The following is a 24,554-nucleotide window of genomic DNA, read 5'->3' on the forward strand; positions in this document are numbered from 1 at the left end:
GCGGTGACTTCCCATGACTCGGGCCATGCGGCCGACCCTGCCGTGGCCAGCCCTGCCCTGGCCGGGATCACCCTGCCCGCCGGGTTCGCGGGCCTGACCGAGCACCCTCGGCTGCTGGATGTGGTGGTCGAGGCCCTGGACGCGGTCGAGGCCGAGCTCTCCGAGGCGGTCTCACACGCCGATGAACTGGCTGACACCACCAGCCGCCACCTGCTGGAGGCCGGGGGCAAGCGCATCCGCCCGCTGCTGACCATCCTGGCCTCCCTCTTGGGGGACCCTGAGGTGGCCTCGGGGCAGGTCGGGGAGGTGGGGGAGCAGACCCGCCGGGCTGCCGTCGTGATGGAACTGACCCATCTGGCCACTCTCTATCACGACGATGTGATGGATGAGGCCCCCGTGCGCCGCGGCGCTCCCACCGCCCACCGGATGTGGGGCAACTCGGTGGCGATCCTGGCCGGGGACCTCTTGTTCGCCCGCGCCTCACAGTTGATGGCCACCCTGGGTCCGGAGGCGGTGCGCATCCAGGCGGACACCTTCGAGCGCCTGGTGCTGGGACAGCTGCGGGAGACCGTGGGTCCGGCCGATGGGGTGGACGAGCTGGAGCACTACCTGGATGTGCTGGCGGGCAAGACCGGTTCGCTGATCGCCGCCGCCGGGCACCTGGGCGCGTTCTTCGGCGGCTCGGACCCGCAGGCGGTGGCGGTGCTGGCGGACTACGGCGAGAAGGTGGGACTGGCCTTCCAGCTCGCCGATGACGTGATCGACCTGACCAGCGCCTCTGAGACCTCGGGCAAAGTGCCGGGCACGGACCTGAAGGAGCGGGTGCCCACACTTCCGGTGCTGCTGCTGCGGCGGGCCGCCCTGCAGGACGGGCCCGACGGCGAGGCCGCACGCTCTGCCGTGGAGCTGATCGACGGGCCGCTGGACACCGACGAGCAGCTGGCGGCGGCCGTGCAGGCGGTGGCCTCGCACCCGGTGATCGACGAGGCGTGGACCATCACCCGCGGCTGGGCTGAGGATGCCCGCGCGGCGCTGGCCCCGTTGCCGGACTCCCCGGTGAAGGTCGCCCTGGAGGCGTTCGCCGACTACGTGGTCTCCCGCCGCGCCTGACCCTGGGGTCCTGCGGACGCCGGCCACCGGTCACGGCAGGGCCACGGAGTGACCGTTCGGCATGATCCCAGGTCACAGTTGAGACTCGATGTCCGTGGAGGCTGTTCCGCACCATCGGGTCGGGGGCAGGCCGCTCCTCATGACACACCGTTCCACGACCGCTGCAGCCGCAGTGCTGACCGCCCTGGGACTGTCCCTGGGCGCCTGTGCGGCACCGGGATCGGGGGGGCGTGTCCGCGGTGTCCTCGGTGCAGGCATCCGTCGAACAGCAGCATGACCCTGAGGGTTCCAGTGGGGCTCCGGACGCGGTGGCCGCCGATGAGTCCGAGCTGATGGGCAACTACGCCCTGCTGGAGCTGACCGCGCGCGGTCGGCCCGTGGAGATCCCTCAGGACCTGAACGTCACCGTGGTCACCGAGGTCAAGGGCACCAGCTTCATCGACGTGACTGGCCTGTGCACCCGCGTGGACATCACCGCCGAGGACTGGTCCACCTGGCCCACCGAGGCGGTCCTCTACACCCAGGAGGCCGAGCAGATCCCGGCCATCGGCTGCGCAGAGGATCTGGACGAGGCCGTCACGGCGGTGCGGAGCGTACTGACCGGGACGGTCACGGCCCAGCTCGCCGAGGACGGCACCACCATCACCCTCACCCAGGGCGAGCATCAGGCGGTGCTGGAACGGCGCTGACAGTGCTCCGGCCCAGTCCAGAACGGGGGGCCGGACCACTGTCCGCGGCGGAGCCCGTCTGCTTCAGTCGCGCTCGCCGCTGCGTGCGGCCAGCACGTCCTGCAGTGCGGCGCGCAGCTCGCGGGCCTTGACCGCTCGGACCCCTGGATCCACGGGATGGCGCAGCTGGCGGTAGAGCATGTCGTCCGGCCACCTCGGGAAGATGTGCAGGTGGTAGTGCCACACGTGCTGGTTGCCCGCCGGCTCGTTGTGCTGGCGGGTGGAGACGCCCTCGGGCGCCCAGGCAGCCTTCATCGCCACGGCCACGTGACGGGCCATCAGCGCGATCTTCTGCAGCACGGCGTCCGGCAGGTCGTAGAGCGTCTCATGGTGCCGGGCGGGGGAGATCATCGCGTGGCCCTCATGCGGCCCGAAGCCGTCGCAGGCCATGAAGACGATCACGTCCTCGTCCTGGTGGACCAGATCCGTCAGCTCACACCGGTTCCCGGGATCGGACACATCACCCTCCACCAGCCCGCAGAACGGGCACACATAGCCCTCGGGAGCGTGGGAGGGGAAGCTGGGGAAGGATGCTGACCCGTGGGGCACCTCAGCGGCCCTTCCGGCGTCCGGGAGCGCCGCCGTCGGGAATCTGGCCTGCCGGGTCCTCGTCCTCGCCGAAGGTCCACTCCAGCAGGTCCAGGGTGAACTCGCTGAAGGTGCCTCCCTCGTTGGTCCACTCACCCTCGTCCGCGTCCGCACCGGTGGAGCGGCGCCAGACCAGGGGGTCGGGCAGGGAGGCGTCCGAGACGGGCAGTCCCCAGACGGTGGACTCCTCCGCGTCCTCCAGGAACATCAGGTAGCCGTCCCGGATCTCCAGCTCGTCCGCGTCCCAGAAGAAGTGCTCGTTCTCCAGCAGCTCCGGACAGCTGCCCAGGGCCAGGTGGAATTCGTACAGCGAGAGCGGAACCGGTGCGGTGCCGCCGTTCTCCTGTGCGGCGGGGGACTGGGCGAGCAGGGCGTCCAGCTCGTCGGCCGGGACGCCTTCTGCTGCGGTCCACGGGGTGTCCAGGTAGAGCGGGACCAGGTTCTGGAAGGACTCGAGGAACACGCGGGTGGGCTCAGCGGCGCCGGACCGGCGGGAGGTGCGAGGGGACATGCCCTCAGTCTAGGGAACTGACGTCCAGCGACCGTCCCCGGCTCTGCCGCTCCTGGGCCAGGGCCAGCCACAGGTGGACGCGGCCGGCGGTGACCGTGGGGTCGAACCCGGAGAGCTCGGCCACCTGCTGCAGCCGGTAGCGCACCGTGTTGCGGTGGATCCCCAGCTGCCGGGCGACCTCCCCGGCCTGGCCATCCGACTCCAGGTAGACCGTGAGCGTGCGGATCAGGTCGGTGTGGTGGCGCCGGTCCGAGTCCTTCAGCGGATCCAGTGCCTCAGCTGCCAGGTCGGCCAGCGGGACATCCTGCGCGGACATCAGCAGCGAGGCCATGGTCAGCCGGCGTGACTGGGTGAACCCGGTGCCGTCATGCAGGGCCTCCAGGGCCTCGTAGTAGCTCCAGCGCAGTCCCTCCGGGCGGGGGTAGGAGGCACCGGCACCCGCACGGGCCCTGATGCCCGCCCGTTCCAGGTGATCCATCAGCAGCTCGCCGTCCCGTCCGCTCACCCCCTGAGAGGGGACCACCGCGATCAGCCGGTCCTCCACCAGGGCCGTGGCCGCGCCGTGCAGCTGGGCCGGCAGAGGCAGGGAGGCGAGCAGCCGGGCGGACGAGCTGCTCTGGGACTCCACTGCCACCACCACATGCCGCGCCGCCGCATCCACGCCCAGGGCCGCCAGGCGCACCGCGGCCTCCTGGCCGTGCAGGCTGCCGTCCACCACGTCCTGCAGCACCTCGCCGGCCAGCCGGCGCGAGGCCTCCACCGTGCGGGCGTCGCTGCTCAGCCGCACGGCCAGCAAGTTCTGTGCCGAGGCGGCCAACTGGGTCAGCGGGTCATGGTCGGCCGCCTCGGGCTGGCCCTCCGCCTGCGTCCCGGGTGCATCCGGGGTCCACAGGTGGAGCCGGCAGCGGTCCGGCAGCCCGGTGGCCACCGGAACGGTCAACGTCCGTCCGCCCTCCACCTCGACCACCAGGCCCGAGCCGCGATCCTCCACCGGAGGGACACCCTTGGCCGCAGCCCGGTGGACCACGGTCCCGTAGCGCTCCAGAGCCGCCCGGCCGCCCACCAGTCCGGCCAGGGTGTGCACGAACCCGGACACGCCCCGCCCCGAGAGCAGCGACTCGGCCAGCCGCTGATGGTGGTCCATCAGCTCGGTCAGCCGGGCCACGTGGTCGGTGACCTGCCGGTCTGCCACCAAGTGGCTCAGCGCGATGAACGGGGTCTCCAGGGGCACCTCCACCAGCGGCAGACCCAGCGCATCCGCGCACTGCACGACGGCGGCCGGCACCTTGCGATGCCCCAGTCCGGTCCCGTAGCCCAAGGCGGTGGCGCCGGCCTGGGCCACGGCGGTGGTGAAGTCACGCTGCTGGGCCGCGGAGCGCTGACGGACCCCGGTGGTCAGGACCAGCTCGCCGCCGGAGAGGAAGCGCCCGGGATCCAGCACCTCGGTGACCGCCACCCAGCGCACCACGGCTGCGGTGTCCGCCGGGACGGCGCCGACCTGACGCAGGTCCAGGCCGGGTGCGTGCATCAGGTCCGAGAGCGTGGTGGGCATGGTCGAATCCTACTCACCACGTGGTGTGCAGGCGCACCGTCTGTGGGGTGTGACGGTGTGCAGCTGCCCCTGACGGAGGGTGCCTGCGGGGACTACGCTCGGCATCAGTATGGACCGCTGTGCCCGCCGCAGCCGACACCGATGGAAGGATCCCCATGACCGTCAAGGACATGCAGTACCGCCTGGAGCAGAAGCGCCACGTCAAGACCGACATCCCCGGCCCCCGCTCCGCCGAGCTGGCCGCCCGCCGCTCCAAGGTCGTGGCCTCCGGCGTGGCCTCCTCCAACCCGTTCTTCGTGCAGGACGCGGACGGCGGTGTGCTGCTGGATGTGGACGGCAACTCCTTCATCGATCTGGGCACCGGCATCGCGGTGACCTCTGTCGGCGCGTCCGCACCGGCCGTCGTCGGGGCCGTGAAGGAGCAGGTGGAGCACTTCACCCACACCTGCTTCATGGTCTCCCCGTACGAGGGCTATGTGGAGGTCTGCGAGGCGCTGGCCGAGCTGGCTCCCGGTGACTTCGAGAAGAAGGCCGCCCTGTTCAACTCCGGCTCCGAGGCCGTGGAGAACGCGATCAAGATCGCCCGCATCGCCACCGGCCGCACCGCTGTGGTCGCCTTCGACCACGCCTACCACGGCCGCACCAACCTGACCATGGCGCTGACCGCCAAGGCCGCGCCGTACAAGTCCGCCAACGGCAAGAGCTTCGGCCCGTTCGCCCCCGAGGTGTACCGGATGCCGCTGAGCTACCCGTTCCGCGAGGAGAACCCGAACATCACCGGAAAGGAGGCCGCCGAGCGCGCCATCCTGCAGATGGAGAAGCAGATCGGCGGGGAGTCGATCGCCGCCATGATCATCGAGCCGATCCAGGGCGAGGGCGGGTTCATCGTCCCAGCTGAGGGTTTCCTGCCGCGCCTGGCCGAGTACGCCCGTGAGAAGGGCATCGTGTTCATCGCCGACGAGGTCCAGGCCGGGTTCTGCCGCACCGGCGCCTGGTTCGCCTCCGAGCACGAGGGGATCGAGCCGGACCTGATCACCGTGGCCAAGGGGATCGCCGGCGGCATGCCGCTCTCCGGTGTGGTCGGCCGCGCCGAGCTGCTGGACGCCGTGCACGGCGGCGGTCTGGGAGGCACCTACGGCGGCAACCCGGTGGCCTGCGCCGCCGCACTGGGTGCGATCGAGACCATGCGCGAGCACGACCTCAACGGTGCCGCCCGCCGGATCGAGGAGCTGGTCCTGCCGCGCCTGGAGAAGCTGGCCCAGGAGACCGGCATCATCGGCGACGTGCGCGGCCGCGGCGCCATGCTGGCCATGGAGTTCGTGCAGAAGGGCTCGGCGGACTCGGTCAAGACCCCGGACGCCGACGTGGTGAAGAAGATCGCCGCAGACTGCCTGGCCGAGGGTGTCATCATCCTGACCACCGGCACCTATGGCAACGTCATCCGCCTGCTGCCCCCGCTGGTCATCTCCGAGGAGCTGCTGCTGGACGGCCTGGAGGTCCTGGAGGCAGCTGTGCGCAAGCACGCCTGACCGACAGCGCCACCCCCTTAAGCACAAAGTGACCGTACCCCCACCACAGTGACGGGGTACGGTCACTTTGTGCTTGAGGGGGGATCAGCTCTGCTGGCGACCCTTGGGGCGGGTGTGGCGGGTGTGGTGCAGGGTGTCCGCCGTGAGGATCACCAGGGCGATCCAGATCAGGATGAACCCGGTCCAGCGGCCCGCGGACATGTGCTCGTGGAAGACCAGCAGCCCCACCAGGAACTGCATCACCGGGGCCATGTACTGCATCAGTCCCAGCACGCTCAGCGGCAGACGCCCCGCTGCTGTGCCGAACAGGATCAGCGGCACCGCCGTCACCACGCCGGACGCGGCCAGGATCCAGAAGTGACCGGCCCCGTGGTCCAGGAGGGTCAGCATCCCGGCGGAGGAGAGCCAGACCATCCCGACGACGAAGACCGGGATCAGCACCACCGTCTCGGCGCCCAGGGAGGCCACCGGGTGCACGGTGGGACCGAGTCGGTTCTTCACCAGTCCGTAGACGCCGAACGTCACCGCCAGGGCCAGGGCGATCCACGGCACCTGACCGTGCCCCACCGCCAGCACGATCACGGCGACCGCGCTGAGGCCCACGGCGATCCACTGGGCCCGGCGCAGCCGCTCGCCCAGGAGCAGCACGCCCAGCAGGACCGATACCAGCGGATTGATGAAGTACCCCAGTGCCGCCTCGAGGGTCTGCCCTGAGGTCACCGCGTAGGTGTAGACCGCCCAGTTGGTCGCCACCAGGACCGCCGCCAGGGCGGTGATCCCCAGGCGCCGGGGGGAGATGAGCAGCCGGGCCAGGTCGGCGAATCGGCGCAGCACCGCCAGCAGCACCAGGCACACCACCAGGGTGAATCCGATCCGCACCACCACGATCTCCGCGGCCGGCGCCGGGGCGGTGACGGCGATGTACAGCGGCAGCAGCCCCCACCAGAGGTAGGCGGAGAGCCCGTAGGCCAGCCCCGAGCCGGTGACCGGCCGGGCACTCACCGGGAGGATCCTGCAGAAGCCGCCTGGCCGTCGTCGGGCCCGGCGGAGGCGCCTGCCGCGCCCTCGGGCTGCCAGAAGGTCTGGACCGTCATCAGGGGTCGGCCGGTCATCAGCAGCTGGCCACGGCCCGGAGGCAGCTTCTTGGCGCGGACCCCGTTGATCAGGCTGCCCTCGCCGCGGTCGCCCGAGAGGATCAGGGAGGTGGTGCCGTTGTCCCGCAGGGTGGAGAAGAACGACTCGTACATCCCGCGCGAGGCGCCGCGCACCCGGCGGGTCAGGAAGAAGTGCATGTTCAGGTCCGCCGCCATCGGCACGAATGGCACCAGCGGGGCCAGCGGAGACTGTCCGCCGCCCACGGTCAAGATGTCATAGTCGTCGATCAGGGCGATCATCCGGGCCTTGCGCTGCGGGGTGTCATTCTCCCCGGTGGGGTCCTGGCGCTTCTTGATCTCGGTCAGCACGGCGTTGGTCAGCTGCGCTCCGATCGCCGAGTTCGTGGCGTAGCCGCCCAGGTAGTCCTCCGGAACGGCGTCGCCCAGCACGCGGCGGGGATCCCAGACCACGAAGAACAGCTCGTCGTCCGTGTGGGTGTCCGTGAACCGGCGCACCACATGGCGCAGCAGATTGGACTTGCCGGTCTCCTCGTCGCCCATGACGATGATGTTCCGGTCCTTGTTCTCCAGGTCCAGCCACTCCGGCTGAAGGTCCAGCTCACGCAGACCGATGGGGAACAGGCCGCGCTGGGCCGGCGTGGGCACGGTGGAGGCCTCCACGATGCCCGGCAGCACCCGGACCTTCATGGCCGCACCCTGGGTGAACCGGTCCACCTGGTCCACCAGGTCCTTCAGCCCGTCCGTGACCGTCTCCGGATCATCCTGGCCGTCGATGCGCGGCAGGGCGATGTGGCCCTGGAGCTTCTGCGGGGACAGGGCCCGGCCGGGGGCCTCCGGGTTCACGTTCGCGGCCAGCTTGCGGTCCACCTGGGAGTCGCCCGGCTCGGTCAGATGCAGCTCGATCCGGTGGGTGAAGAAGGACTGGTGGGTGACCCGGACCTCGTTGTTGCGGTTCACCGAGGTCACCACGTGGATCCCGTAGCCGCCGCCGCGGCTGATCAGCGTGACCATCTTGCTGGTGAGGTCCTCGAACTCCTCGGCGATCTGGCCGTAGCCGTCGATCACCAGGAAGATGTCCGCACTGGGCAGCTCCGGCAGGCGTCCCTCGGCGTGCATCCGGCGCATGGTGGGCAGGGAGTCGATGGCGTGCTTCTCGAAGATCCGCTCGCGGTGGGCGAGCATGCCCACCACCTCGTCCACCGTGCGGGTGATGACCTCGCGGTTGGTGCGGATGGCCACGCCGCCCACATGCGGCAGGTCCCCCAGGGGCAGCAGGTTCGCTCCGAGCAGGTCGATGCAGTACACGCCCACCTGCTGCGGGGAATGGGTCAGCGCCAGGGAGGCGACGATGGTGCGCAGCGTGGTGGACTTGCCCGACTGGGGCCCGCCGTGGACGATCAGGTTGCCCGAACCGGAGGCGAAGTCGATCTCCCACAGTCCCTGCCACTGCTTGGCCGGGTCGTCCAGGATGCCCACAGGGACGCGCAGACGGCCTCCCTCCGGCAGGCGCAGGCCGGTCTCGGTCCGCTGGGGCTCGCCGACCGTGGCGTCCAGGGTGGTGGTCGCGGGCAGCGGGGGCAGCCAGATCGGCTTGACCGAGCGGGGGAAGGTGCGCAGGGTGTCCATCATGGTGGACATCACCGTGGGCCCGGTGGTGCGCCGGGCCGGTCCGTCCTTCTTCGTCTCGGACGTCTCGCCCGGGCCACGCTCGAACGGGTCGTCCAGCACCAGGGCGTAGTCCGGGGCCTCCAGCACCGGGGGGATCTCCTCCTCCGGGTCCCGGCGCTGCTCCTCCTCGAACTGCTCGTCCTCCAGAGGCCCGGAGACGTAGCCGGACTTGAACCGGGAGTAGACCGTGGTGTCCACCTTCAGGTAGCCGTAACCCGGCAGCGGGGGCAGGTGGAAGGCGTCCGGGGTGTCCAGCACGGTGCGGGACTCCGACTCGGAGAGGGTGCGCAGGCCCAGCCGGTAGGACAGGTAGGTCTCCAGGCCGCGCAGCTTGCCGGACTCGATCCGCTGGGAGCTCAGCAGCAGGTGCACGCCGATCGAGCGGCCGATGCGCCCGATGGACAGGAACAGGTCGATGAAGTCCGGCCGAGCGGTGAGCAGCTCACCGAACTCGTCGATGATAACCACCAGGTGCGGCAGCGGCTCGATCTCGTTGCCCTGGGCCAGCTGCTCATCCCGGTGGATCTGGTAGTCGGTGATGTTGGCGATGTTCCCGGCGGCCTTGAGCACCTCCTGGCGGCGCAGGATCTCCCCGTTGAGGGAGGCGTACACGCGCTCGATCAGGGTGAGGTCGTCCGAGAGGTTGGTGATGATGCCGGTGACCTGCGGGGCGCCTTCGAACGGTGCGAAGGTCGCGCCGCCCTTGAAGTCCACCAGGACCATGGCCAGCTGGTCCGGGGAGTGGGTGGCGAGCAGACCGAACACCAGCGAGCGCAGCATCTCGGACTTGCCCGAGCCCGTGGCGCCCACGCACAGTCCGTGGGGGCCCATGCCCAGCTGGGCGGCCTCCTTCAGGTCCAGCAGCACGGGCTTGCCCTTGTCATCCGGGCCGAGTGGGACGCGCAGGAAGTCCGCGTGGGGGCGGGGCTTCCAGAGCCGCTCCACATCGGCGCGGTCCAGGCGCTGGGAGAGCCCGAGCATCTGCAGGAAGGACAGGGCGGCGGCGTTCTCCGCGGCCGAGTGCTCCAGGGAGTCCAGGGAGAGCCTCAGCGGCGCCAGCTCCTGGGTCAGGCCGGTGGCGGTGGAGGAGTCGAACTCATCCAGCCCGCCTTCGGTGCGCACGGGATGGCCCTGGTCCTGGGTGCGGTCCTCGAGCAGGAAGCCCACCCGTCCGTCCTCCCGGGGGTGGGGGGTCTCGGAGATGCGGTAGGAGACCTCGGAGGGCTCGTGCAGCCGGTCGGCGCACAGGTGGACCAGGGTGATGCCGCGGGCCTGCAGGCTGAAGTGCGAGTCGCCCATCGTCAGGTCCTGCACCGGTGTGCCATAGCCGTCCACCACCACGATCAGGCGGGAGAGCAACGGGGACCCCTTCGTCACCTCGTGCCCGTACCGGGTGGTCTCACCGGCCACCTTGGAGCGGTACTGCAGGTCCTCGTCCAGCAGCTCCAGCAGCGCGCCGGTGTCCGGGGCGATCAGCTTCACCGCACCGGTGACATGCTGGGTGGAGGTGTCGTCCAGGTGGGGCAGCAGCTCCATCCAGTCCCAGTCCTCGCGGGACTCACGAGGGGCCACCAGGGCCAGGCGCACATCCTCGGGCGACTGCAGCGCAGCGGCTCCGGCCACCAGGGCACGGGCCACCCGCAGACCGAACTCGCGCGAGCCCACCACGGAGATGTTGCCCGCCGAGTCCAGCGGAACGGTCAGCGGCATGTCCGGGGCGGTCTCGAAGCGCTGCTTCAGGGCCTCGGCCTCACGCAGCATGAACTCGTCCTGGACCTGGCTGGCCACCTCGGTCAGGGAGACGCTGATCTCCCGGGTGGGGCGGCGGCCAGAGCCGATCCGGGTGTGCAGGAAGTCCTCGTGGTAGCGGCGGCGCTCCCACAGCCGAGCCGGGTCCCGCACGATGTCGAACAGGGCGGCCGGCGGGGGACTGGAGGCCCGTGCCGCCAGCTGGGCCGCGGACTCCTCGTCCCGCAGCGTGCGGTGGGTGCGCTCCAGGTAGCGGTTGTAGGTGTCCCGCAGGGTCTTGCGCCGCCGCGTGGCCTTGCCGCGCTGCGAGGCGAACATGATCAGGGCGGCGATCAGCGAGACGATCATCGCGATGGCCCCGACCGCTGCGAACGGGCTCTGCCGGAACGTCATCATCACCATCATGGAGCCGCCCGCGGCCACCATCGGCAGGATCTGCATGATGTTCCCGCCGCCGCTCTCCTCGGCCGAGGGGTCCACCGGCTGGGGGCCCTGGATGGAGAAGGGACGGTAGGGCCGGGCCGGGGCAGAGGTCCGTGCCGGCCGGTGGATCACCTTCTGGGTCACTGTGCACGGCCTTCCCGACGACGTCCCGCGGCTTCGGCGGCCCCGGCACCTCCGCGCTGACGGTTGGCTTCGGCCAGGATCCCGGAGGCCAGCTCCGCGGTGGCGCGGCGGTTCTCCGGGCGGATCAGCGGCAGACGGATCCCCACGCCTCCGGCCAGGTGGCGGTCGTAGCGCAGCGCGCCGGCCATCACTCCCACCCGGGTGAGGGCGGCGGCCTGGGCCAGCGGGTCCAGGGCGGAGGCTCGGTCGCTGGCGGTGACCACGGCGGCCACCGGGATGGCGGAGAGGAACGGGTCCTGCAGCCAGTGCCGCAGGTATCCGGCGGCCTCGTCCACGCCGGTGGCCGTGGCGGGCACGGCGAACACGGCTGCGTGGGCCTGGGTGAGCACCTGGGCGGTGTCCGGGTGGTCCAGCCCGGTGGGGCAGTCCACCACGGTGACCGGGAAGAATCGGGAGACGGTGGCCAGGGTGGAGGTCAGCCGGGCTCGGCCGAGAGGGCCGCCGGCCGTGCGCGGACCGGTGAGGTGCAGCTCATCCGGGGCCTGTCCCATGAGCGAGGTGACACCCTGCTGGTTCACCTGGGGAAGTCCCTCCAGACCTGCGGCCAGCTGATCCACGCTCGGGACCGGGACGCCGGCGGTGGAGGGGTCGGAGAGCCGCAGCGCCAGGGCACCCACGCCGGAGTCCAGATCCAGGGCCGCCACCGGCTCCGGACGCAGTGAGGCGTAGGTCCGCCCGAGCAGGGCGGCCACGGTGGTCTTGCCGGCCCCGCCGCGCAGGGAGACCACGGCGATCCGTCGGCCGGTGGTGACCGGGGCCTGGACCCCGCGTGCGGCACTCTGCAGGCGCTCCGCGGTGGGATCGTGCCGGAACAGGTTCCCGGCCGAGCGCGCCGCCCGGGCCACCAGGGACAGTGCCGGTCGATCGCCCACCCGGCGGGAGAGGGCTCCGGAGACCGGTTCGAACCCGGTGCGGCGATCGTCTTGGGCACGGGCCAGGTCCTGGCGCATCTGGCCTCGTGAGCTCCAGTCCGCCTGGACGAAGCCCGGCACCTGCCGCGGCGCGGCAGCGGAACGGGACCGGCCGTCGTCGGGACCTGCCGGATCCGCCCAGGGATCACGCGAGGCGGGGGTGGTGCCCGGGGTCATCGAGCTCATCAGAAGATCTCCCAGAGGGTTGCGTAGATGCCGAAGTAGCCGATCAGCAGGGGGATCACCGCGAACAGGGCGAGCGCCTCCACGGTGTCGCCCAGGCGGCGCATGCGGGCCTGGGAATGCTCGGGCAGGTCCACGGACAGGCCGGAGCCCACCAGCAGGGCCAGGGCCAGCAGGACCGCCAGGAACACGCCGTCGAACTGAGGCTGGTAGGCGGTGGCCAGCCGGACCAGGGACAGCACCCCCACACCGGTGGCCAGGTAGAGCGGGATCCGTTCACTGGCCAGCGGGAAGGAGCGTGCACGCAGCCCCACGGCCAGGGTCAGAGCGGCCAGCAGGGGAACGGAGAAGGGGTGGTGTGAGGTGTCCTCGCCGATCAGCCACAGGGCCGCCGCCGCCGAGAGCGCACCCACCACGGTGCTGGTCACCAGTCCGCCGTGCGCGGCGTCGATCGCGGCATCGGCGTCCGTGCGAAGCAGCGACCGTCCCTGGGAATGGGAGTCGTCCAGGGAGGCCAGGCCGGAGGCGGACAGGGCGATCTTGGGCAGCATGCCCAGCACGAGCACGGTGATGATCCCAGCGATCCCGGCGCTGCCGACCAGCACCTCGGCGTCCCGGTCGCCGATGCTCCAGTCGGCGATGAGCGGCGCCAGAGTCCACACCAGCGTCAGGCCGCCGGTGATCGCCGCGGCCATGAACATCGCCAGGGGACGGCGGACCACGAACCCCAACAGACCCATCCCGACGGCGGCCAGGGCCCCAGAGGCGGGCAGCAGCCACTCCTGCGGCAGGTCCAGGTTCCACAGGCCGGTGCCCGCGAACAGGACTCCGGTGCCGATCAGGGTCCCGGCCACCGCCCGCATCCGTCCCGGTGCCGCCACGGAGGCCCCGGCGATCAGCAGCACGGCTCCCAATCCCAGCTCGATCCAGGCCCGGATGTCCTGGGCGTACAGGTCCAGCAGCCCGTGGACCGCGAACCAGGTGCCCAGGGCGGCGATCACGCCGCAGATCAGATAGCGGTAGAGCTCGGACCACCGGCCGCGCACCGACTCGGTGGCATCGGTGACGGCGTCGTTGAGGTCATAGACGATCGGTGCCGGGGGTGCCTCGGTCTGGGAGACCACACTCAGACGCTCCCCGTCCAGCACCTCGGCCTCGGCGAAGGTCTGCTCCGGGTCCACCGTCTCGCCGGAGGTGCGCACCAGCAGCTTGGTCCCCAGTCCCTCTTGGGGGCGGTCGTCCAGCAGGTCCAGGATCTGCGGCAGCAGGGCGCCGACCGGGGTGTCTGAGGGCAACAGGGCATCGGCGTTGCGCCGCTGCCCGATCAGGGACACGCGTGTGTAGGGGCTGGGCACGTCAGCACCTTTCCAGGGGTTCGGCGCTCGCCGTCAGCGTGGTGGCGGCGATCGGCAGTGCGGTGAGGGCGGACAGGTCGGTGGGGGCGGCAGGGTTCGCACTCAGGTGGGCGGCCGGCAGGCGGAGAGTCGGAGCTGAGCCCTGAGGCTGGTCCTGACGCTGCTGCTCCTCCTGCTGGCGTCGTTCCTGGTCGCGCTGCTCCATCTCCTGCTGGCGCTCCTGCTGCTGGCGTTCACGCTCCTCGCGGTCGGAGAGCCAGTTGGTCAGGATCTGGACCACGAAGGAGATCGCCACGCACAGGGCGCAGATGACCGCGGTGGCGATCACGCCGTAGATGAGCAGGCGGGTGCGGTCCTTCCAGCGTCGCTCGGTGGGGTTGGCCCCATACAGCAGAGAGGCCGTCAGACGGTTGCGACGGACCTCCACTGATTCGATCAGCTGGGAATCGAAGTCCATGGCCATGCTTGCCCCTCCTCTGCGTCCTCTGCCGGCACGGTGTCCACCGGGTGATCGGCCGACCGATCACCGACGGCCGGCCGAGATCCATCATCCCAGGTTCTCCCCTGCATCATTCCAGCACCGGCCCTGAGATGATGCCAGGTGAGCGGCAGAGGAGCATGGGTAGTTCTCCCCATGCTCGGCAGTTGACCTGCTGCGGCGACTCCACGGAGGATGGAATCACTGGGCCGGAGAGCTGCGGGGGAGGCGACGAACACACCGTCCGACTGGCACCGACCCGGGCGTCAGAACTGAACATCAGGGGCCGTCACACCACGAACGGTCCGCATCCAGGAAACGGACCGGAGGGTCCTGACACAAGGGGAATCACATGGCTATCCAGCTTGAAATGACGGACATCAATGTCTTCCACAAGGCGATGCAGGAGTCGGGCGACTCCGGCGAGCAGCTGCTGGCCGAGGTCGGCAACCTGGAGACCTCCGTCAAGGCTCTGCGTGACACCTTCAAGGGCGCCGGTGCTACGGCGTACGAGAACTTCATGGTCGAGGTCAACGAGTGCCAGAACATCCTGGTGGAGGCCCTGGGCATGATCAACACCGGTCAGGCCGAGGTGTACCAGTCCTACATCGAGGAGCAGGACACCATGGTCGCCGACGCCACCTCGTCCACCACCGATGAGTTCCCGATGTCTCGGTGACGCCTCAGGCGCACCCGACCTCATCCACCACTCCACGCCAGAGCTTCAGGTCTGAGAAGACCGCCCGAAAGGACCCATCATGACCACCATCAAGTACGACGCCGGAGCAGCCGAGCAGTACGAGGCCGACGTTGCCGCGATCGCCGGACGCATCGAGGGCATCCTCGGTGACCGCGAGACCCAGAAGAACTACGTGGCCAGCAACTACCAGGCCACCGACAACGACGCCGAGTACGACACCGTCGAGAAGAAGTGGCTGGAGGCCGGTGACGCGGTCAAGCGCATCGTGGAGAAGGCCCGCGATCTGATGATCGAGAACGACGTCACCGCCAGCAACGCCCACAAGCGCGCCTCCGACGCCATCATGGGCATGAACCGCGGCTGATCCCCGCCCCACGGGACGCCTCCGGGCAGCCCGTCCCAGCACCGCCCTCCCACGGCCTCGACCGTGCAGGAGGGCGGTGCTGTGTTGCCGGTAGACTGGAGGGTCGGTGCCCTGAGCCCCGGACTGTCCCGAGACCCCCACGCTGTGAAGGAACTCCTGTGAGCGCTGCCCCGTCCCGTCCCCTTCGTCTGGCCATCGTCGGCGCAGGACCGGCCGGCGTGTACACGGCAGACCTGTTGACCAAGGCGGAACGCGAGTTCGAGGTCAGCATCGACCTCTTCGACCGCTACCCGGCGCCCTATGGGCTGATCCGCTACGGCGTGGCCCCGGACCACCCGCGGATCAAGGGCATCGTCAAGGCCCTGCACAAGGTGATGGACCGCGGGGACATCCGCTTCCTGGGCGGCGTGGACTTCGGCACCGACCTGACCCTGGAGGACCTGCGCCGGCACTATGACGCCGTCGTGTTCTCCACCGGCGCCATCCTGGATGCGCCTCTGGACATCCCCGGTGCCGAGCTGGACGGGTCCTTCGGCGCCGCGGACTTCGTCTCCTGGTACGACGGTCACCCGGACGTGCCCCGGGAGTGGCCGCTGAACGCCCGTGAGATCGCCGTGATCGGCAACGGCAACGTGGCCCTGGACGTGGCGCGGATGCTCTCCAAGCACGCCGACGACCTGCTGGTCACCGAGATCCCGGACAACGTCTACCAGGGGCTGAAGGCCTCACCGGTCACGGATGTGCACGTCTTCGGGCGCCGTGGCCCGGCACAGGTGAAGTTCACCCCGCTGGAGCTGCGCGAGCTGGCCCACTCCCGCGACGTGGACATCGTGCTGTACCCGGAGGACTTCGAGTTCGACGCCGCCTCCGAGGAGGCCGCCTCCACGAACAACCAGATCAAGACCATGGTCAACACCCTGACCAACTGGCTGGTGGAGGAGCAGGACACCGGAGCCTCCCGCCGCCTGCACCTGCACTTCCTGCAGGCCCCCGTGGAGATCCTGCCCGGCGAGGGCGAGCAGTCCGGTGAGGTCGCCGGGCTGCGCATGGAGCGCATGGAGCTGGACGGCACCGGCGGCGTCACCGGCACCGGTGAGATGATCGACTACCCGGTCCAGGCCGTGTACCGGGCCATCGGCTACTTCGGCTCTCCGGTCCCGGGCGTGGCCTTCGACGAGCGCCGCGGCGTGATCGTCAACGAGGCCGGCCGCGTGCTGGACGAGGCAGGGCAGCACGTGCCCGGGCTGTACGCCTCCGGGTGGATCAAGCGCGGACCGGTGGGCCTGATCGGCCACACCAAGGGCGATGCCCTGGAGACCATCGGCTGCATGCTCGAGGACGAGCCGAACCTGTGGACCGCGCAGGTCCCGGACGAGCAGTCCGTGATCGACCTGCTCGAGCAGCGCGGCGTGGAGTACACCACCTGGGAGGGCTGGCTGGCCCTGGACGCCCATGAGCTCTCCCTGGGGCAGCAGGCCACGGCCGCCGGTCCGGTTGAGCGCGAGCGCGTCAAGGTGGTGCCCCGAGAGGAGATGACGCGGATCAGCCGCGAGGCCCACTCCGGCTGAGTGCGGCCCTGCGCCGTTGGTGCGGTGCTCGCGATCTAGGGTGGTGGCATGCATCGTCACCACAACGGCCTGAAGACCGCCCTGCTCTTCGCCGCCCTGTTCGGGATCCTGCTGGCCATCGGCGGGCTGATCGCCGCGGGCACCGGCAGCTCGACCTGGATCTGGATCTTCGCACTGATCGGCCTGGCCACCACGGCCTACAGCTATTGGAACAGTGACAAGATCGCCATCCGGTCGATGCGGGCCTACCCGGTCACCGAGCAGGAGCAGCCGGAGATGTTCCGGATCGTGCAGGAGCTCTCCGCGCAGGCCGGCCAGCCGATGCCGCGCCTGTATGTCGCACCGACGCCGTCCCCGAACGCCTTCGCCACCGGTCGGAATCCGCAGCACTCAGCGGTGTGCTGCACGGAGGGGATCCTGCGCATGCTCAATGCCCGGGAGCTGCGCGGAGTCCTGGGCCATGAGCTGATGCACGTCTACAACCGGGACATCCTGACCTCGTCCGTGGCCACCGCTGTGGCAGGACTGATCACCTCGGTGGCGCAGTTCCTGATGTTCTTCGGTGGCGGACGGGGCCAGCGCAACGTCAACCCGTTGGCGATGATCGCCCTGGCCCTGCTGGCACCGCTGGCCGCCTCCCTGGTGCAGATGGCCATCTCCCGGACCCGGGAGTACGACGCGGACGAGGACGGGGCCCAGCTGACGGGTGACCCACTGGCGCTGGCCTCGGCGCTGTACAAACTCGAGCACGGCGTGCAGGCGGCACCGCTGCCGCAGGAGCAGCGGCTCGTCAACGCCTCCCACCTGATGATCGCCAACCCGTTCCGGAATCCGAAGGCGATGTTCTCCACCCATCCGCCGATGGCCGACCGGATCCAGAGGCTCGAGGGCATGGCCCGGGTGCTGGGCCAGCACTGACCGGACACCCCCAGCACGACGACGGCGCCTCACCTTCTGCAGGTGAGGCGCCGTGCGCTGTGGAGACAGGATTCAGGCGGCGTGGGACCCTGCCAAGGTGCCGCCCATGCGCTGCCAGGCTGCCACCAGGTGGTCCTTGACGTCTTCGTTCTTCAGCTTGTCCGCGGCCACCTCGGCCTGATGGATGGCGTCGTCGGCGTCCTGCCGTGCCTTCTTCAACGCCGCGCGATCCTCGTCGCTCTGCCCGGACACCGGTCCCAGTGAGGCCAGCTGCTCCTCGACGCGCCGCTGCTCCTCGGCGATCCGGCGCAGCCGGGCCGGCTCCATCAGGGTCTCCACGAAGGCCGGGTGCACCATCAGGCCACGGCGGATGTCGATCCCGTGGCGCAGGGCCGCGGCCAGGACGTCCGAGGGCTGGATTCCCGCGGGTGCCGGCGTCCACGCCAGCCGGGCCGGGTCGCGACCGTCTCGGCGCTCCATGACCTTGATCGCGCCGAGATCGTGCGAGGTCATCAGGACGGTGGCATCGGGTTCGATCAGGTACATCATGCCGGGGGTCCGGTCCTTCCGGGAGGGGACACCGGGGGTGGCCCGGTGAGGGGAGAGTGGGGCAGGGGTCAGCGGAAGTTGACGAACTGCAGGTCCGCGTCCTCGAAGTCCTTGAGCATGGCGATCACCGACTGCAGGTCGTCACGGGACTTGGAGGAGACGCGCAGCTCATCGCCCTGGATATTGGCCTTGACGGACTTGGGGCCCTCATCGCGGATCAGCTTGGTGATCTTCTTGGCGGTGGGCTGGTCGATGCCCTCCTTGATGGAGGCCTCCAGACGGAACTCCTTGCCGGAGGGGAAGGGCTCACCCAGATCCAGGGACTTCAGGGAGATTCCGCGCTTGACGAGCTTGGACTCGAAGACGTCCAGCACGGCCTTGACCCGCTCCTCGGAGTTGGCCTTCATCAGCACCTTCTCACCGCTGAAGTCGATCTCGGCGCCCACACCCTTGAAGTCGTAGCGCTGGGCGATCTCCTTCTGGGCCTGGTTCAGCGCGTTGCTGACCTCCTGCTTGTCCACCTTGCTGACGACGTCAAAGGTCGAATCGCTGGCCATGGTTCTCCTTCTCGGCTCGGTCGGGGCAGCCGGGCGCACCGGCTGGCATCGTTCTGCTGTCAGCCTACCGTCGCCGTCCCGGACGGGGGAGCCGACGGATTTCCAGATCGGGCTCAGCCTGCGCTACAGTAGGGAGTCGCTTGACGGGCGAACGCGGGATGTCCCTTGGACGGAACGCGATCCCTGGAGAGTTCCCCGGCAGATTACCCGAGCGGCCAAAGGGGGCTGACTGTAAATCAGCTGGCATTGCCTACGGGGGTTCGAATCCCTCATCTGCCACACCGCCTGAAGAATGCGGGAGCCACATGGCTCCCGCATTCTTCGCATCTGGGCGGACTGTTCCCACCGATGATCCAGGAGTTCTGATGCGTCAGCTCACCGCACTCCAGTCGTTCGGCCTCGCCGCACGGCTGACGGGCGCGCGCTCGCACCTGGTCGAGCTGAAGGCCCAGCCTCAGCCTTCTCCGGCATGTCATCGGCAGGGAGCCGAGACCTGACTCAGGACATCTGTGCCTCGCAGGGGCACTGACCTGACAGAGCGTCTCGAACCCACCGGTTCGGGACGCTCAGCTGCTTCCAGGGAGGGAGACTCCCTGTCTCAGGCACCGCATCCCGGACCTTCACCGGTCCTCAGCACCAGCTGGGACCGCCTGCACCACCTGAAGGAAAGGACTCCACCGTTGTGGAACACATCAACCGGAGGCTCGTGAACTGGGCCTCCATCCTGGATGAGAAGACTCGCGACCAGGCGATCGCCACCTCGCAGCTGCCCTTCATCCACCCTCACCTGGCCCTGATGCCCGATGCCCACCTGGGCATGGGCGCGACCGTCGGATCGGTCATCCCCACTCTGGGGACCATCATCCCGGCGGCGGTGGGCGTGGACATCGGCTGCGGCATGATCGCCGTGCGCACCCAGTTCACCCGTGACGACCTGCCCTCAGAGCGCACCAGCGTGCGCGAGGCGATCGAGCGCGCCATCCCTCTCTCGGCCGGCGGCTACAACCGGAAGGTCGTGGCCACGGCCGCACCGCGGATCGCCGAGCTGGAGGCACTCGCCGAGCAGGCTGGCTTCGATCCCTCCTCCTACGCCGGGCACTGGCGCGTCCAGCTGGGATCGCTGGGCTCGGGGAACCACTTCATCGAGATCTCCCTGGACGAGCAGGACCGGGTCTGGACCTTCCTGCACTCAGGGTCGCGCGGAATCGGCAACAAGATCGCCCAGCACCACATCATGGTCGCGGCTGACGTGGCCCGGCGGTACTGGATCGATCTGCCGGACTCGGACCTGGCCTACCTGGTGGAGGGCACCCCGGAGTTCTCCCGGTACATCCGGGAGCTGCGGTGGGCCCAGCACTTCGCCCTGCTCAACCGCGAGGAGATGATGGACCGGGTGATCCGTCAGGTCTCCGAATGGGTGGGGACTCCGGTGCAGGAGCAGGAGCGGATCAACTGCCACCACAACTTCACCGAGTCCGAGAAGCACTTCGGCAAGCAGGTGTGGGTCTCCCGCAAGGGGGCCATCCGAGCCACCGAGGGGGAGATGGGACTGATCCCCGGCTCCATGGGCGACGCCTCCTACGTGGTGGAGGGTAAGGGCAACCCGGTGTCCCTGAACTCCTCACCCCACGGGGCCGGCCGGGCCTACTCCCGGTCTGCCGCGCGCAAGGCCTTCACCGTCGAGCAGCTGCGTGAGGCCATGGCGGGGATCGAGTACCGGGACACCGACGCGTTCCTGGACGAGATCCCGGCGGCCTACAAGCCGATCGACCAGGTGATGGCCGACGCCGCCGACCTGGTCACGATCCGCCACACTCTGCGGCAGATCGTGAACGTCAAGGGGGACTGAGCGCCTGTGCCCCCTGCCGGATCAGACCATGGCCGGCAGGGGCATCAGGTCCCACAGCGTGCACAGGGAGTCGTCCTCGGCCCCCATGATCAGCTGGTAGTAGGCCCAGGCCCAGGCGGTGGCCCCATTGGTGTCCGGCGGGCAGGGCGGGCAGTCGTCCGGATGGAACCAGCGGCCACCCACGCAGATGAAGTCGATGTCCAGGGACGTGGTCGTCTCTCGGGGAGGCATCAGCGGCCGCTTCAGGTCCGCCGCCCGGGCGACCGCGTAGAGCTCGGTGGCCGAGCGGTCCATCACCAGCCCACAGTCCTCCTCGAAGGCCGCCACCCAGCCCATCGACTCCCGCAGGGCCTGGTCCTGATCCGATCCCGGGACCACCACCAGCACCGTGGCCCTCCGGCCCGGCATCATCCGCCCCGATCCCTGGGGCCCGTGGTGGTCGGTCATCGCCGTGCTGTCCATGGTCGTCTCCGTCCGATCGTCCGGCAGGCGACCTGATGTCCCCTGTCCATGGGATCGACGCTAAGAACGGCTGGGGGCTCTCACCTGCGGCCAGAGCAGGATGTGGATCCTGGGGCTCAGCAGGTCCGCTGTGGAGGAGGGAACGCCGACGGTCGGAGCCGTCCCGTTCGCTGACTGTGGACACCCCTGACGACGCCCCGGGCGCACCGTTAGGGTGGACGCATGACTACCCGCGACATCACCGAAGCCGAGTTCGAGCAGGTCCTGACCGAGAACGAGATCGTGCTCGTGGACTTCTGGGCCGAATGGTGCGGACCGTGCAAGCGCTTCGCCCCCGTCTACGATCAGGTCTCCGCCGACCATGAGGACGTGGTGTTCGGCAAGGTGGACACCGAGGCACAGCCCGGACTGGCGGCCGCCGCCAACATCACCTCGATCCCCACCCTGATGGCCTTCCGGGACAAGATCCTGGTCTTCGCCCAGCCCGGCGCCATCAACGCCTCCCAGCTCGAGGACCTGGTCACTCAGGTCAAGGCGCTGGACATGGACGAGGTGCGCGAGAAGATCGCCCAGAACCAGAACGAAGGCTGACCTCGCCTTCCACGGCCTGCGCCCGACTGACGCAGGCTCCACACTGACGTATCCGGCCGGCCCCGCCGCCGCTGACCGCCCCCAACGGGACGGGCTCAGCGGCCGCGGTGGTCGGCCGGAGTCAGTCGCGGCCCGAATCGGGCGGGCCGGAAGCCGGAGAGCCCGATCAGCCGCACCACCCGCTGACGGTGTCCGACCCAGGGCCGCAGCAGAGCCAGCATGCCGGCGTCATCGGTCCGGCGGCCGGTCAGGGCCTCTCCGACGTGGTGGGCCAGATGGTAGTCTCCCACCGCCACCAGGTCAGCGGAGCCGTGCGTGCGCTGCAGCGCCTCGGCCACCGTCCACGCCCCGATGCCCGGCACCGCCTGCAGCACTCGACCCAGCTCCGCGGCCGCATCCACTCGGTGCGACCCTGCCGCGCGGCCTAGCCGGTCCAAGGTCCGAGCCCGCGCGGCCACCTGCACCATGGCCCTGGACTGGCCGGGCTGGACCCACCCGGCATGCCACTGCCAGCTCGGGATCAGCCGCACCGCCTCAGCGCGCGGGGCCATCAGCATCCCCGCGGGCGCCGGGTCCGGAGCAGGCTCGCCGAACGTCCGCACCAGCCACCGCCACCCGGCCCGGGCCTGATCGTGCGTGACCTTCTGCTCCAGCACCACCGTGAACAGCTGATCCACCAGCCGACCGGTCGCCGGCAGCCGCAGGCCCGGGTGGGTCCGGCGCACGCGCACCACGGAGGAGGGCAGAGCTCGTGACCACCCCGCACTCCCGTGCCGCTGCGAGGTGAGCAGGTCGTCGAAAGCCGGCCAGCCGTCGTCGGGAAGTCCCAGCAGTGCGGGCGCAGACCGGATGGCCGCGTCCGCGCCGGGACCCCATGCCATCACGTGGACCGGACCGGGGACCAGGGGAGAGGGCGCCGGGCGGACCAGGACGGTGACCGGCAGGGCCGGGGCGGTGGGATCGTCCGGATCCGGCTGGCGGTGGCAGAGCCAGACGCCGTCCGGCCGGGACTGGACGGCGGGATCAGCATGACCGCGCTGCAGGACGCCCAGGGTCAGGCGCACATCCACCGGGACGCCCGGCTCCAGCACCGCCTGGGCGTCCGGGGTCGGCAGCGCACCCAGGACAGTGGGGGAGGTGCCCGCCGGGTCGCCGGGTCGCTGGAGGCTGCTCACCGCATGATGGTCTCACGCGCGGCGGACAGGATTCCGCGCTGGGCGGACGAACGTGACCTGCTGTGGCCTCGGACTGCTGTGGTGTCCGGGGTCGCCGGTACCGTGGGGGCCATGACGAATGAGGCACCCCAGACACCCGCCGCCCAGCCCGGACCCGAGCAGCACCAGATGCAGTATGCCGAGAACGTGCTCGGGCTGATCGGGAACACGCCCCTGGTGCGGCTGAACCGGGTGACCGAGGGGATCCGTGCCACCGTGCTGGTCAAGCTGGAGTACCTGAACCCGGGAGGCTCCGTGAAGGACCGGATCGCCCTGAAGATGCTCGAGGAGGCCGAGGCGGACGGACGCCTGGCCCCCGGCGGCACCGTGGTGGAGCCCACGTCCGGCAACACCGGCGTGGGCCTGGCCATGGTCGCCCAGCTCAAGGGCTACCGCTCCGTGTTCGTCACGCCGGACAAGGTCGGCCAGGAGAAGCGGGACGTGCTGCGCGCCTACGGCGCCGAGGTGGTGGTCACTCAGACCTCCGTCCCGCCCGAGTCCGAGGACTCCTACTACGGGGTCTCCAACCGTCTGGAGCGGGAGATCCCCGGGGCGTATCAGCCCAACCAGTTCTTCAACCCCGCAGCGCCGGCCTCGCACTACGAGACCACCGGCCCGGAGATCTGGCGGGACACGGCCGGACGCATCACGCACTTCGTGGCCGGCGCAGGGACCGGCGGCACCGTCACCGGCACGGGCCGGTACCTCAAGGAGGTCTCCGCGGACCGCGCTGAGGGACCGGTGCGGATCGTGGTCGCAGACCCGGACGGCTCCATCTACTCCGGCGGCACCGGACGTCCGTACTTCGTGGAGGGCGTGGGCGAGGACATGTGGCCGGGCAACTATGACCAGTCCGTCCCAGACGAGGTCCATGCCGTCTCCGACGCCGAGTCCTTCGCCATGACCCGCCGGCTGGCCGCCGAGGAGGGCCTGCTGGTGGGCGGCTCCTCCGGCATGGCGGTGGTGGCCGGGCTGCGTGCGGCCCAGGACCTCACCGAGGAGGACGTTATGGTCATCCTGCTGCCCGACTCCGGCCGCGGCTACCTGGGCAAGATCTTCAGCGACACCTGGATGGACGAGCAGGGCTTCACCACGGTGACCGCCGAGTCCGTGCTGCCCGAGGGCGTGGTGGGGGACGGCGCTCGCCAGCCCCGCGCGGTGGTGGCTCCCGGCGCCACCTCCGAGCCCGGCGAGGGCGAGCAGAGGACTCCCGACGGCGGCCCCTCGCCCTGGCAGGCCACGGTCGCCGAGGTCCTGGGAGACAAGGACGCCTGGATGCCCGGATCCCTCCCGAAGGTGGTCACCGCCAGCCGGGACACCACGATCGCCGAGGCCATCTCCACCATGAACCGATACGGCGTGGACGCGCTCCCGGTGGTCGGCGCCCCGCGGGATGACCTGCGCACCGGAGAGATCCACGGCACCGTGCAGGTCACGGGCCTGGCTGAACTGCTCGCCTCCGGGCAGGCCGGTCCGCAGGAGCCTGTCGGTGAGCACGCCGGTCCGGCACTGCCGCGCGTCAACGTCAGCTCCACCCTGATCGAGGCCAGGGAACGGCTCGAGGACACCGGTGCACCGGCTCTGCTGGCCATGCAGGACGGCGTGGTGGCCGGGATCGTGACCCTGCACGACCTGCTGGCCCACGTCACCCACTGATGTGACCTGACCTGATCTGATC

Annotated in this window: 22 protein-coding genes and 1 tRNA gene; 11 read left to right on the forward strand and 12 right to left on the reverse strand. The window is 70.0% G+C overall.

The annotated features are described in order from the left end of the window. Window positions 1-3 precede the first annotated feature (3 nt). Window positions 4-1,110, forward strand: a complete 1,107-nt coding sequence (locus ACEXHE_RS04930; RefSeq protein WP_374784940.1) for a polyprenyl synthetase family protein — start codon at window positions 4-6, stop codon at window positions 1,108-1,110. 248 nt (window positions 1,111-1,358) lie between these two features. Beyond that, entirely contained in the window at window positions 1,359-1,799 is a 441-nt protein-coding gene (locus tag ACEXHE_RS04935; protein ID WP_374784941.1) for a hypothetical protein, read from the forward strand. A 63-nt stretch (window positions 1,800-1,862) separates the two neighbouring features. Here the strand turns inward: ACEXHE_RS04935 and ACEXHE_RS04940 are convergent, their stop codons facing one another. The 3 genes from ACEXHE_RS04940 to ACEXHE_RS04950 are packed head-to-tail and all read right to left on the reverse strand — an operon-like array spanning window position 1,863 to window position 4,489. Further along, complete coding sequence (locus tag ACEXHE_RS04940; RefSeq protein WP_374784942.1) at window positions 1,863-2,387, reverse strand: HIT family protein; 525 nt, start codon at window positions 2,385-2,387, stop codon at window positions 1,863-1,865. A gap of 1 nt (window position 2,388) precedes the next feature. After that, a complete protein-coding gene (locus ACEXHE_RS04945) occupies window positions 2,389-2,937 on the reverse strand; it encodes a hypothetical protein (protein WP_260060561.1) in 549 nt (182 codons plus the stop codon). Between the two features lie 4 nt (window positions 2,938-2,941). After that, window positions 2,942-4,489 carry a PucR family transcriptional regulator gene (locus ACEXHE_RS04950; RefSeq protein WP_374784943.1) on the reverse strand — a complete coding sequence of 516 codons (1,548 nt, stop codon included), beginning with the start codon at window positions 4,487-4,489 and terminating at the stop codon, window positions 2,942-2,944. A 155-nt stretch (window positions 4,490-4,644) separates the two neighbouring features. Between ACEXHE_RS04950 and gabT the strand changes: the two genes are divergently transcribed. Continuing rightward, entirely contained in the window at window positions 4,645-6,018 is a 1,374-nt protein-coding gene (gene gabT / locus ACEXHE_RS04955; protein WP_091692703.1) for a 4-aminobutyrate--2-oxoglutarate transaminase, read from the forward strand. An 84-nt stretch (window positions 6,019-6,102) separates the two neighbouring features. Here the strand turns inward: gabT and rarD are convergent, their stop codons facing one another. The 5 genes from rarD to ACEXHE_RS04980 are packed head-to-tail and all read right to left on the reverse strand — an operon-like array spanning window position 6,103 to window position 14,089. Continuing rightward, entirely contained in the window at window positions 6,103-7,020 is a 918-nt protein-coding gene (gene rarD / locus ACEXHE_RS04960) for an EamA family transporter RarD (protein ID WP_245760493.1), read from the reverse strand. Then, a complete protein-coding gene (gene eccCa / locus ACEXHE_RS04965; protein ID WP_374784944.1) occupies window positions 7,017-11,117 on the reverse strand; it encodes a type VII secretion protein EccCa in 4,101 nt (1,366 codons plus the stop codon). Before eccCa ends, rarD begins: the two co-directional genes overlap by 4 nt. After that, complete coding sequence (locus tag ACEXHE_RS04970; RefSeq protein WP_374784945.1) at window positions 11,114-12,274, reverse strand: hypothetical protein; 1,161 nt, start codon at window positions 12,272-12,274, stop codon at window positions 11,114-11,116. Before ACEXHE_RS04970 ends, eccCa begins: the two co-directional genes overlap by 4 nt. Further along, window positions 12,274-13,626 (reverse strand): type VII secretion integral membrane protein EccD, encoded by a 1,353-nt coding sequence (eccD, locus tag ACEXHE_RS04975; protein ID WP_374784946.1) that lies wholly within the window; start codon window positions 13,624-13,626, stop codon window positions 12,274-12,276. Before eccD ends, ACEXHE_RS04970 begins: the two co-directional genes overlap by 1 nt. A 1-nt stretch (window position 13,627) precedes the next feature. Beyond that, window positions 13,628-14,089 carry a hypothetical protein gene (locus ACEXHE_RS04980; protein WP_374784947.1) on the reverse strand — a complete coding sequence of 154 codons (462 nt, stop codon included), beginning with the start codon at window positions 14,087-14,089 and terminating at the stop codon, window positions 13,628-13,630. Between the two features lie 367 nt (window positions 14,090-14,456). Here ACEXHE_RS04980 and ACEXHE_RS04985 point away from each other — a divergent pair, with 367 nt between their 5' ends. The 4 genes from ACEXHE_RS04985 to htpX all read left to right on the forward strand — a co-directional run bounded on the left by ACEXHE_RS04985 (window position 14,457) and on the right by htpX (window position 17,654). Continuing rightward, window positions 14,457-14,783 carry a hypothetical protein gene (locus tag ACEXHE_RS04985; RefSeq protein ID WP_374784948.1) on the forward strand — a complete coding sequence of 109 codons (327 nt, stop codon included), beginning with the start codon at window positions 14,457-14,459 and terminating at the stop codon, window positions 14,781-14,783. Window positions 14,784-14,862: 79 nt separating this feature from the next. Beyond that, window positions 14,863-15,168 (forward strand): hypothetical protein, encoded by a 306-nt coding sequence (locus ACEXHE_RS04990; RefSeq protein ID WP_356966967.1) that lies wholly within the window; start codon window positions 14,863-14,865, stop codon window positions 15,166-15,168. A gap of 158 nt (window positions 15,169-15,326) precedes the next feature. Further along, on the forward strand, window positions 15,327-16,736 hold the full coding sequence (locus ACEXHE_RS04995; protein WP_356966965.1) for an FAD-dependent oxidoreductase: 1,410 nt from the start codon (window positions 15,327-15,329) through the stop codon (window positions 16,734-16,736). A gap of 48 nt (window positions 16,737-16,784) precedes the next feature. After that, entirely contained in the window at window positions 16,785-17,654 is an 870-nt protein-coding gene (htpX, locus tag ACEXHE_RS05000; RefSeq protein WP_374784949.1) for a zinc metalloprotease HtpX, read from the forward strand. A gap of 72 nt (window positions 17,655-17,726) precedes the next feature. On the opposite strand, the gene ACEXHE_RS05005 is transcribed toward htpX, so the two are convergent. Together ACEXHE_RS05005 and ACEXHE_RS05010 are read right to left on the reverse strand one after the other, a co-directional pair. Further along, complete coding sequence (locus ACEXHE_RS05005; protein WP_260060551.1) at window positions 17,727-18,203, reverse strand: hypothetical protein; 477 nt, start codon at window positions 18,201-18,203, stop codon at window positions 17,727-17,729. A 68-nt stretch (window positions 18,204-18,271) separates the two neighbouring features. Beyond that, window positions 18,272-18,760 carry a YajQ family cyclic di-GMP-binding protein gene (locus ACEXHE_RS05010; RefSeq protein WP_091692729.1) on the reverse strand — a complete coding sequence of 163 codons (489 nt, stop codon included), beginning with the start codon at window positions 18,758-18,760 and terminating at the stop codon, window positions 18,272-18,274. A 197-nt stretch (window positions 18,761-18,957) separates the two neighbouring features. On the opposite strand from ACEXHE_RS05010, the gene ACEXHE_RS05015 reads away from it, so the two are divergent. After that, window positions 18,958-19,039, forward strand: a tRNA-Tyr gene (locus ACEXHE_RS05015). Between the two features lie 403 nt (window positions 19,040-19,442). Further along, window positions 19,443-20,609, forward strand: coding sequence for an RtcB family protein (locus tag ACEXHE_RS05020; protein ID WP_374784950.1), 1,167 nt, complete (start codon window positions 19,443-19,445; stop codon window positions 20,607-20,609). Between the two features lie 21 nt (window positions 20,610-20,630). Here ACEXHE_RS05020 and ACEXHE_RS05025 read toward each other — a convergent pair whose 3' ends face one another. Beyond that, window positions 20,631-21,071 carry a hypothetical protein gene (locus ACEXHE_RS05025; RefSeq protein WP_374784951.1) on the reverse strand — a complete coding sequence of 147 codons (441 nt, stop codon included), beginning with the start codon at window positions 21,069-21,071 and terminating at the stop codon, window positions 20,631-20,633. 222 nt (window positions 21,072-21,293) lie between these two features. On the opposite strand from ACEXHE_RS05025, the gene trxA reads away from it, so the two are divergent. Beyond that, window positions 21,294-21,662 carry a thioredoxin gene (trxA, locus tag ACEXHE_RS05030; protein WP_091692737.1) on the forward strand — a complete coding sequence of 123 codons (369 nt, stop codon included), beginning with the start codon at window positions 21,294-21,296 and terminating at the stop codon, window positions 21,660-21,662. Window positions 21,663-21,757: 95 nt separating this feature from the next. Here the strand turns inward: trxA and ACEXHE_RS05035 are convergent, their stop codons facing one another. Beyond that, entirely contained in the window at window positions 21,758-22,837 is a 1,080-nt protein-coding gene (locus ACEXHE_RS05035) for a DNA-3-methyladenine glycosylase family protein (RefSeq protein ID WP_374784952.1), read from the reverse strand. Window positions 22,838-23,005: 168 nt separating this feature from the next. Between ACEXHE_RS05035 and ACEXHE_RS05040 the strand changes: the two genes are divergently transcribed. Then, window positions 23,006-24,532: a pyridoxal-phosphate dependent enzyme gene (locus tag ACEXHE_RS05040; RefSeq protein WP_091693753.1), complete on the forward strand. Its 1,527-nt coding sequence runs from the start codon at window positions 23,006-23,008 to the stop codon at window positions 24,530-24,532. Window positions 24,533-24,554: the final 22 nt, after the last annotated feature.

The organism is Micrococcus sp. IITD107 (assembly GCF_041927415.1).
GTDB lineage: Bacteria > Actinomycetota > Actinomycetes > Actinomycetales > Micrococcaceae > Citricoccus > Citricoccus terreus.

Coding starts and splice junctions, on each gene's coding strand:
- ACEXHE_RS04950 (WP_374784943.1), bottom strand. CDS start 4,489: ATGCCCACCACGCTCTCGGACCTGATGCACGCACCCGGCCTGGACCTG.
- htpX (WP_374784949.1), top strand. CDS start 16,785: ATGCATCGTCACCACAACGGCCTGAAGACCGCCCTGCTCTTCGCCGCC.
- trxA (WP_091692737.1), top strand. CDS start 21,294: ATGACTACCCGCGACATCACCGAAGCCGAGTTCGAGCAGGTCCTGACC.
- ACEXHE_RS04970 (WP_374784945.1), bottom strand. CDS start 12,274: ATGAGCTCGATGACCCCGGGCACCACCCCCGCCTCGCGTGATCCCTGG.
- ACEXHE_RS04980 (WP_374784947.1), bottom strand. CDS start 14,089: ATGGCCATGGACTTCGATTCCCAGCTGATCGAATCAGTGGAGGTCCGT.
- ACEXHE_RS05025 (WP_374784951.1), bottom strand. CDS start 21,071: ATGGACAGCACGGCGATGACCGACCACCACGGGCCCCAGGGATCGGGG.
- ACEXHE_RS05040 (WP_091693753.1), top strand. CDS start 23,006: ATGCAGTATGCCGAGAACGTGCTCGGGCTGATCGGGAACACGCCCCTG.
- ACEXHE_RS04945 (WP_260060561.1), bottom strand. CDS start 2,937: ATGTCCCCTCGCACCTCCCGCCGGTCCGGCGCCGCTGAGCCCACCCGC.
- ACEXHE_RS05005 (WP_260060551.1), bottom strand. CDS start 18,203: ATGATGTACCTGATCGAACCCGATGCCACCGTCCTGATGACCTCGCAC.
- ACEXHE_RS04985 (WP_374784948.1), top strand. CDS start 14,457: ATGGCTATCCAGCTTGAAATGACGGACATCAATGTCTTCCACAAGGCG.
- gabT (WP_091692703.1), top strand. CDS start 4,645: ATGACCGTCAAGGACATGCAGTACCGCCTGGAGCAGAAGCGCCACGTC.
- ACEXHE_RS04990 (WP_356966967.1), top strand. CDS start 14,863: ATGACCACCATCAAGTACGACGCCGGAGCAGCCGAGCAGTACGAGGCC.
- ACEXHE_RS05010 (WP_091692729.1), bottom strand. CDS start 18,760: ATGGCCAGCGATTCGACCTTTGACGTCGTCAGCAAGGTGGACAAGCAG.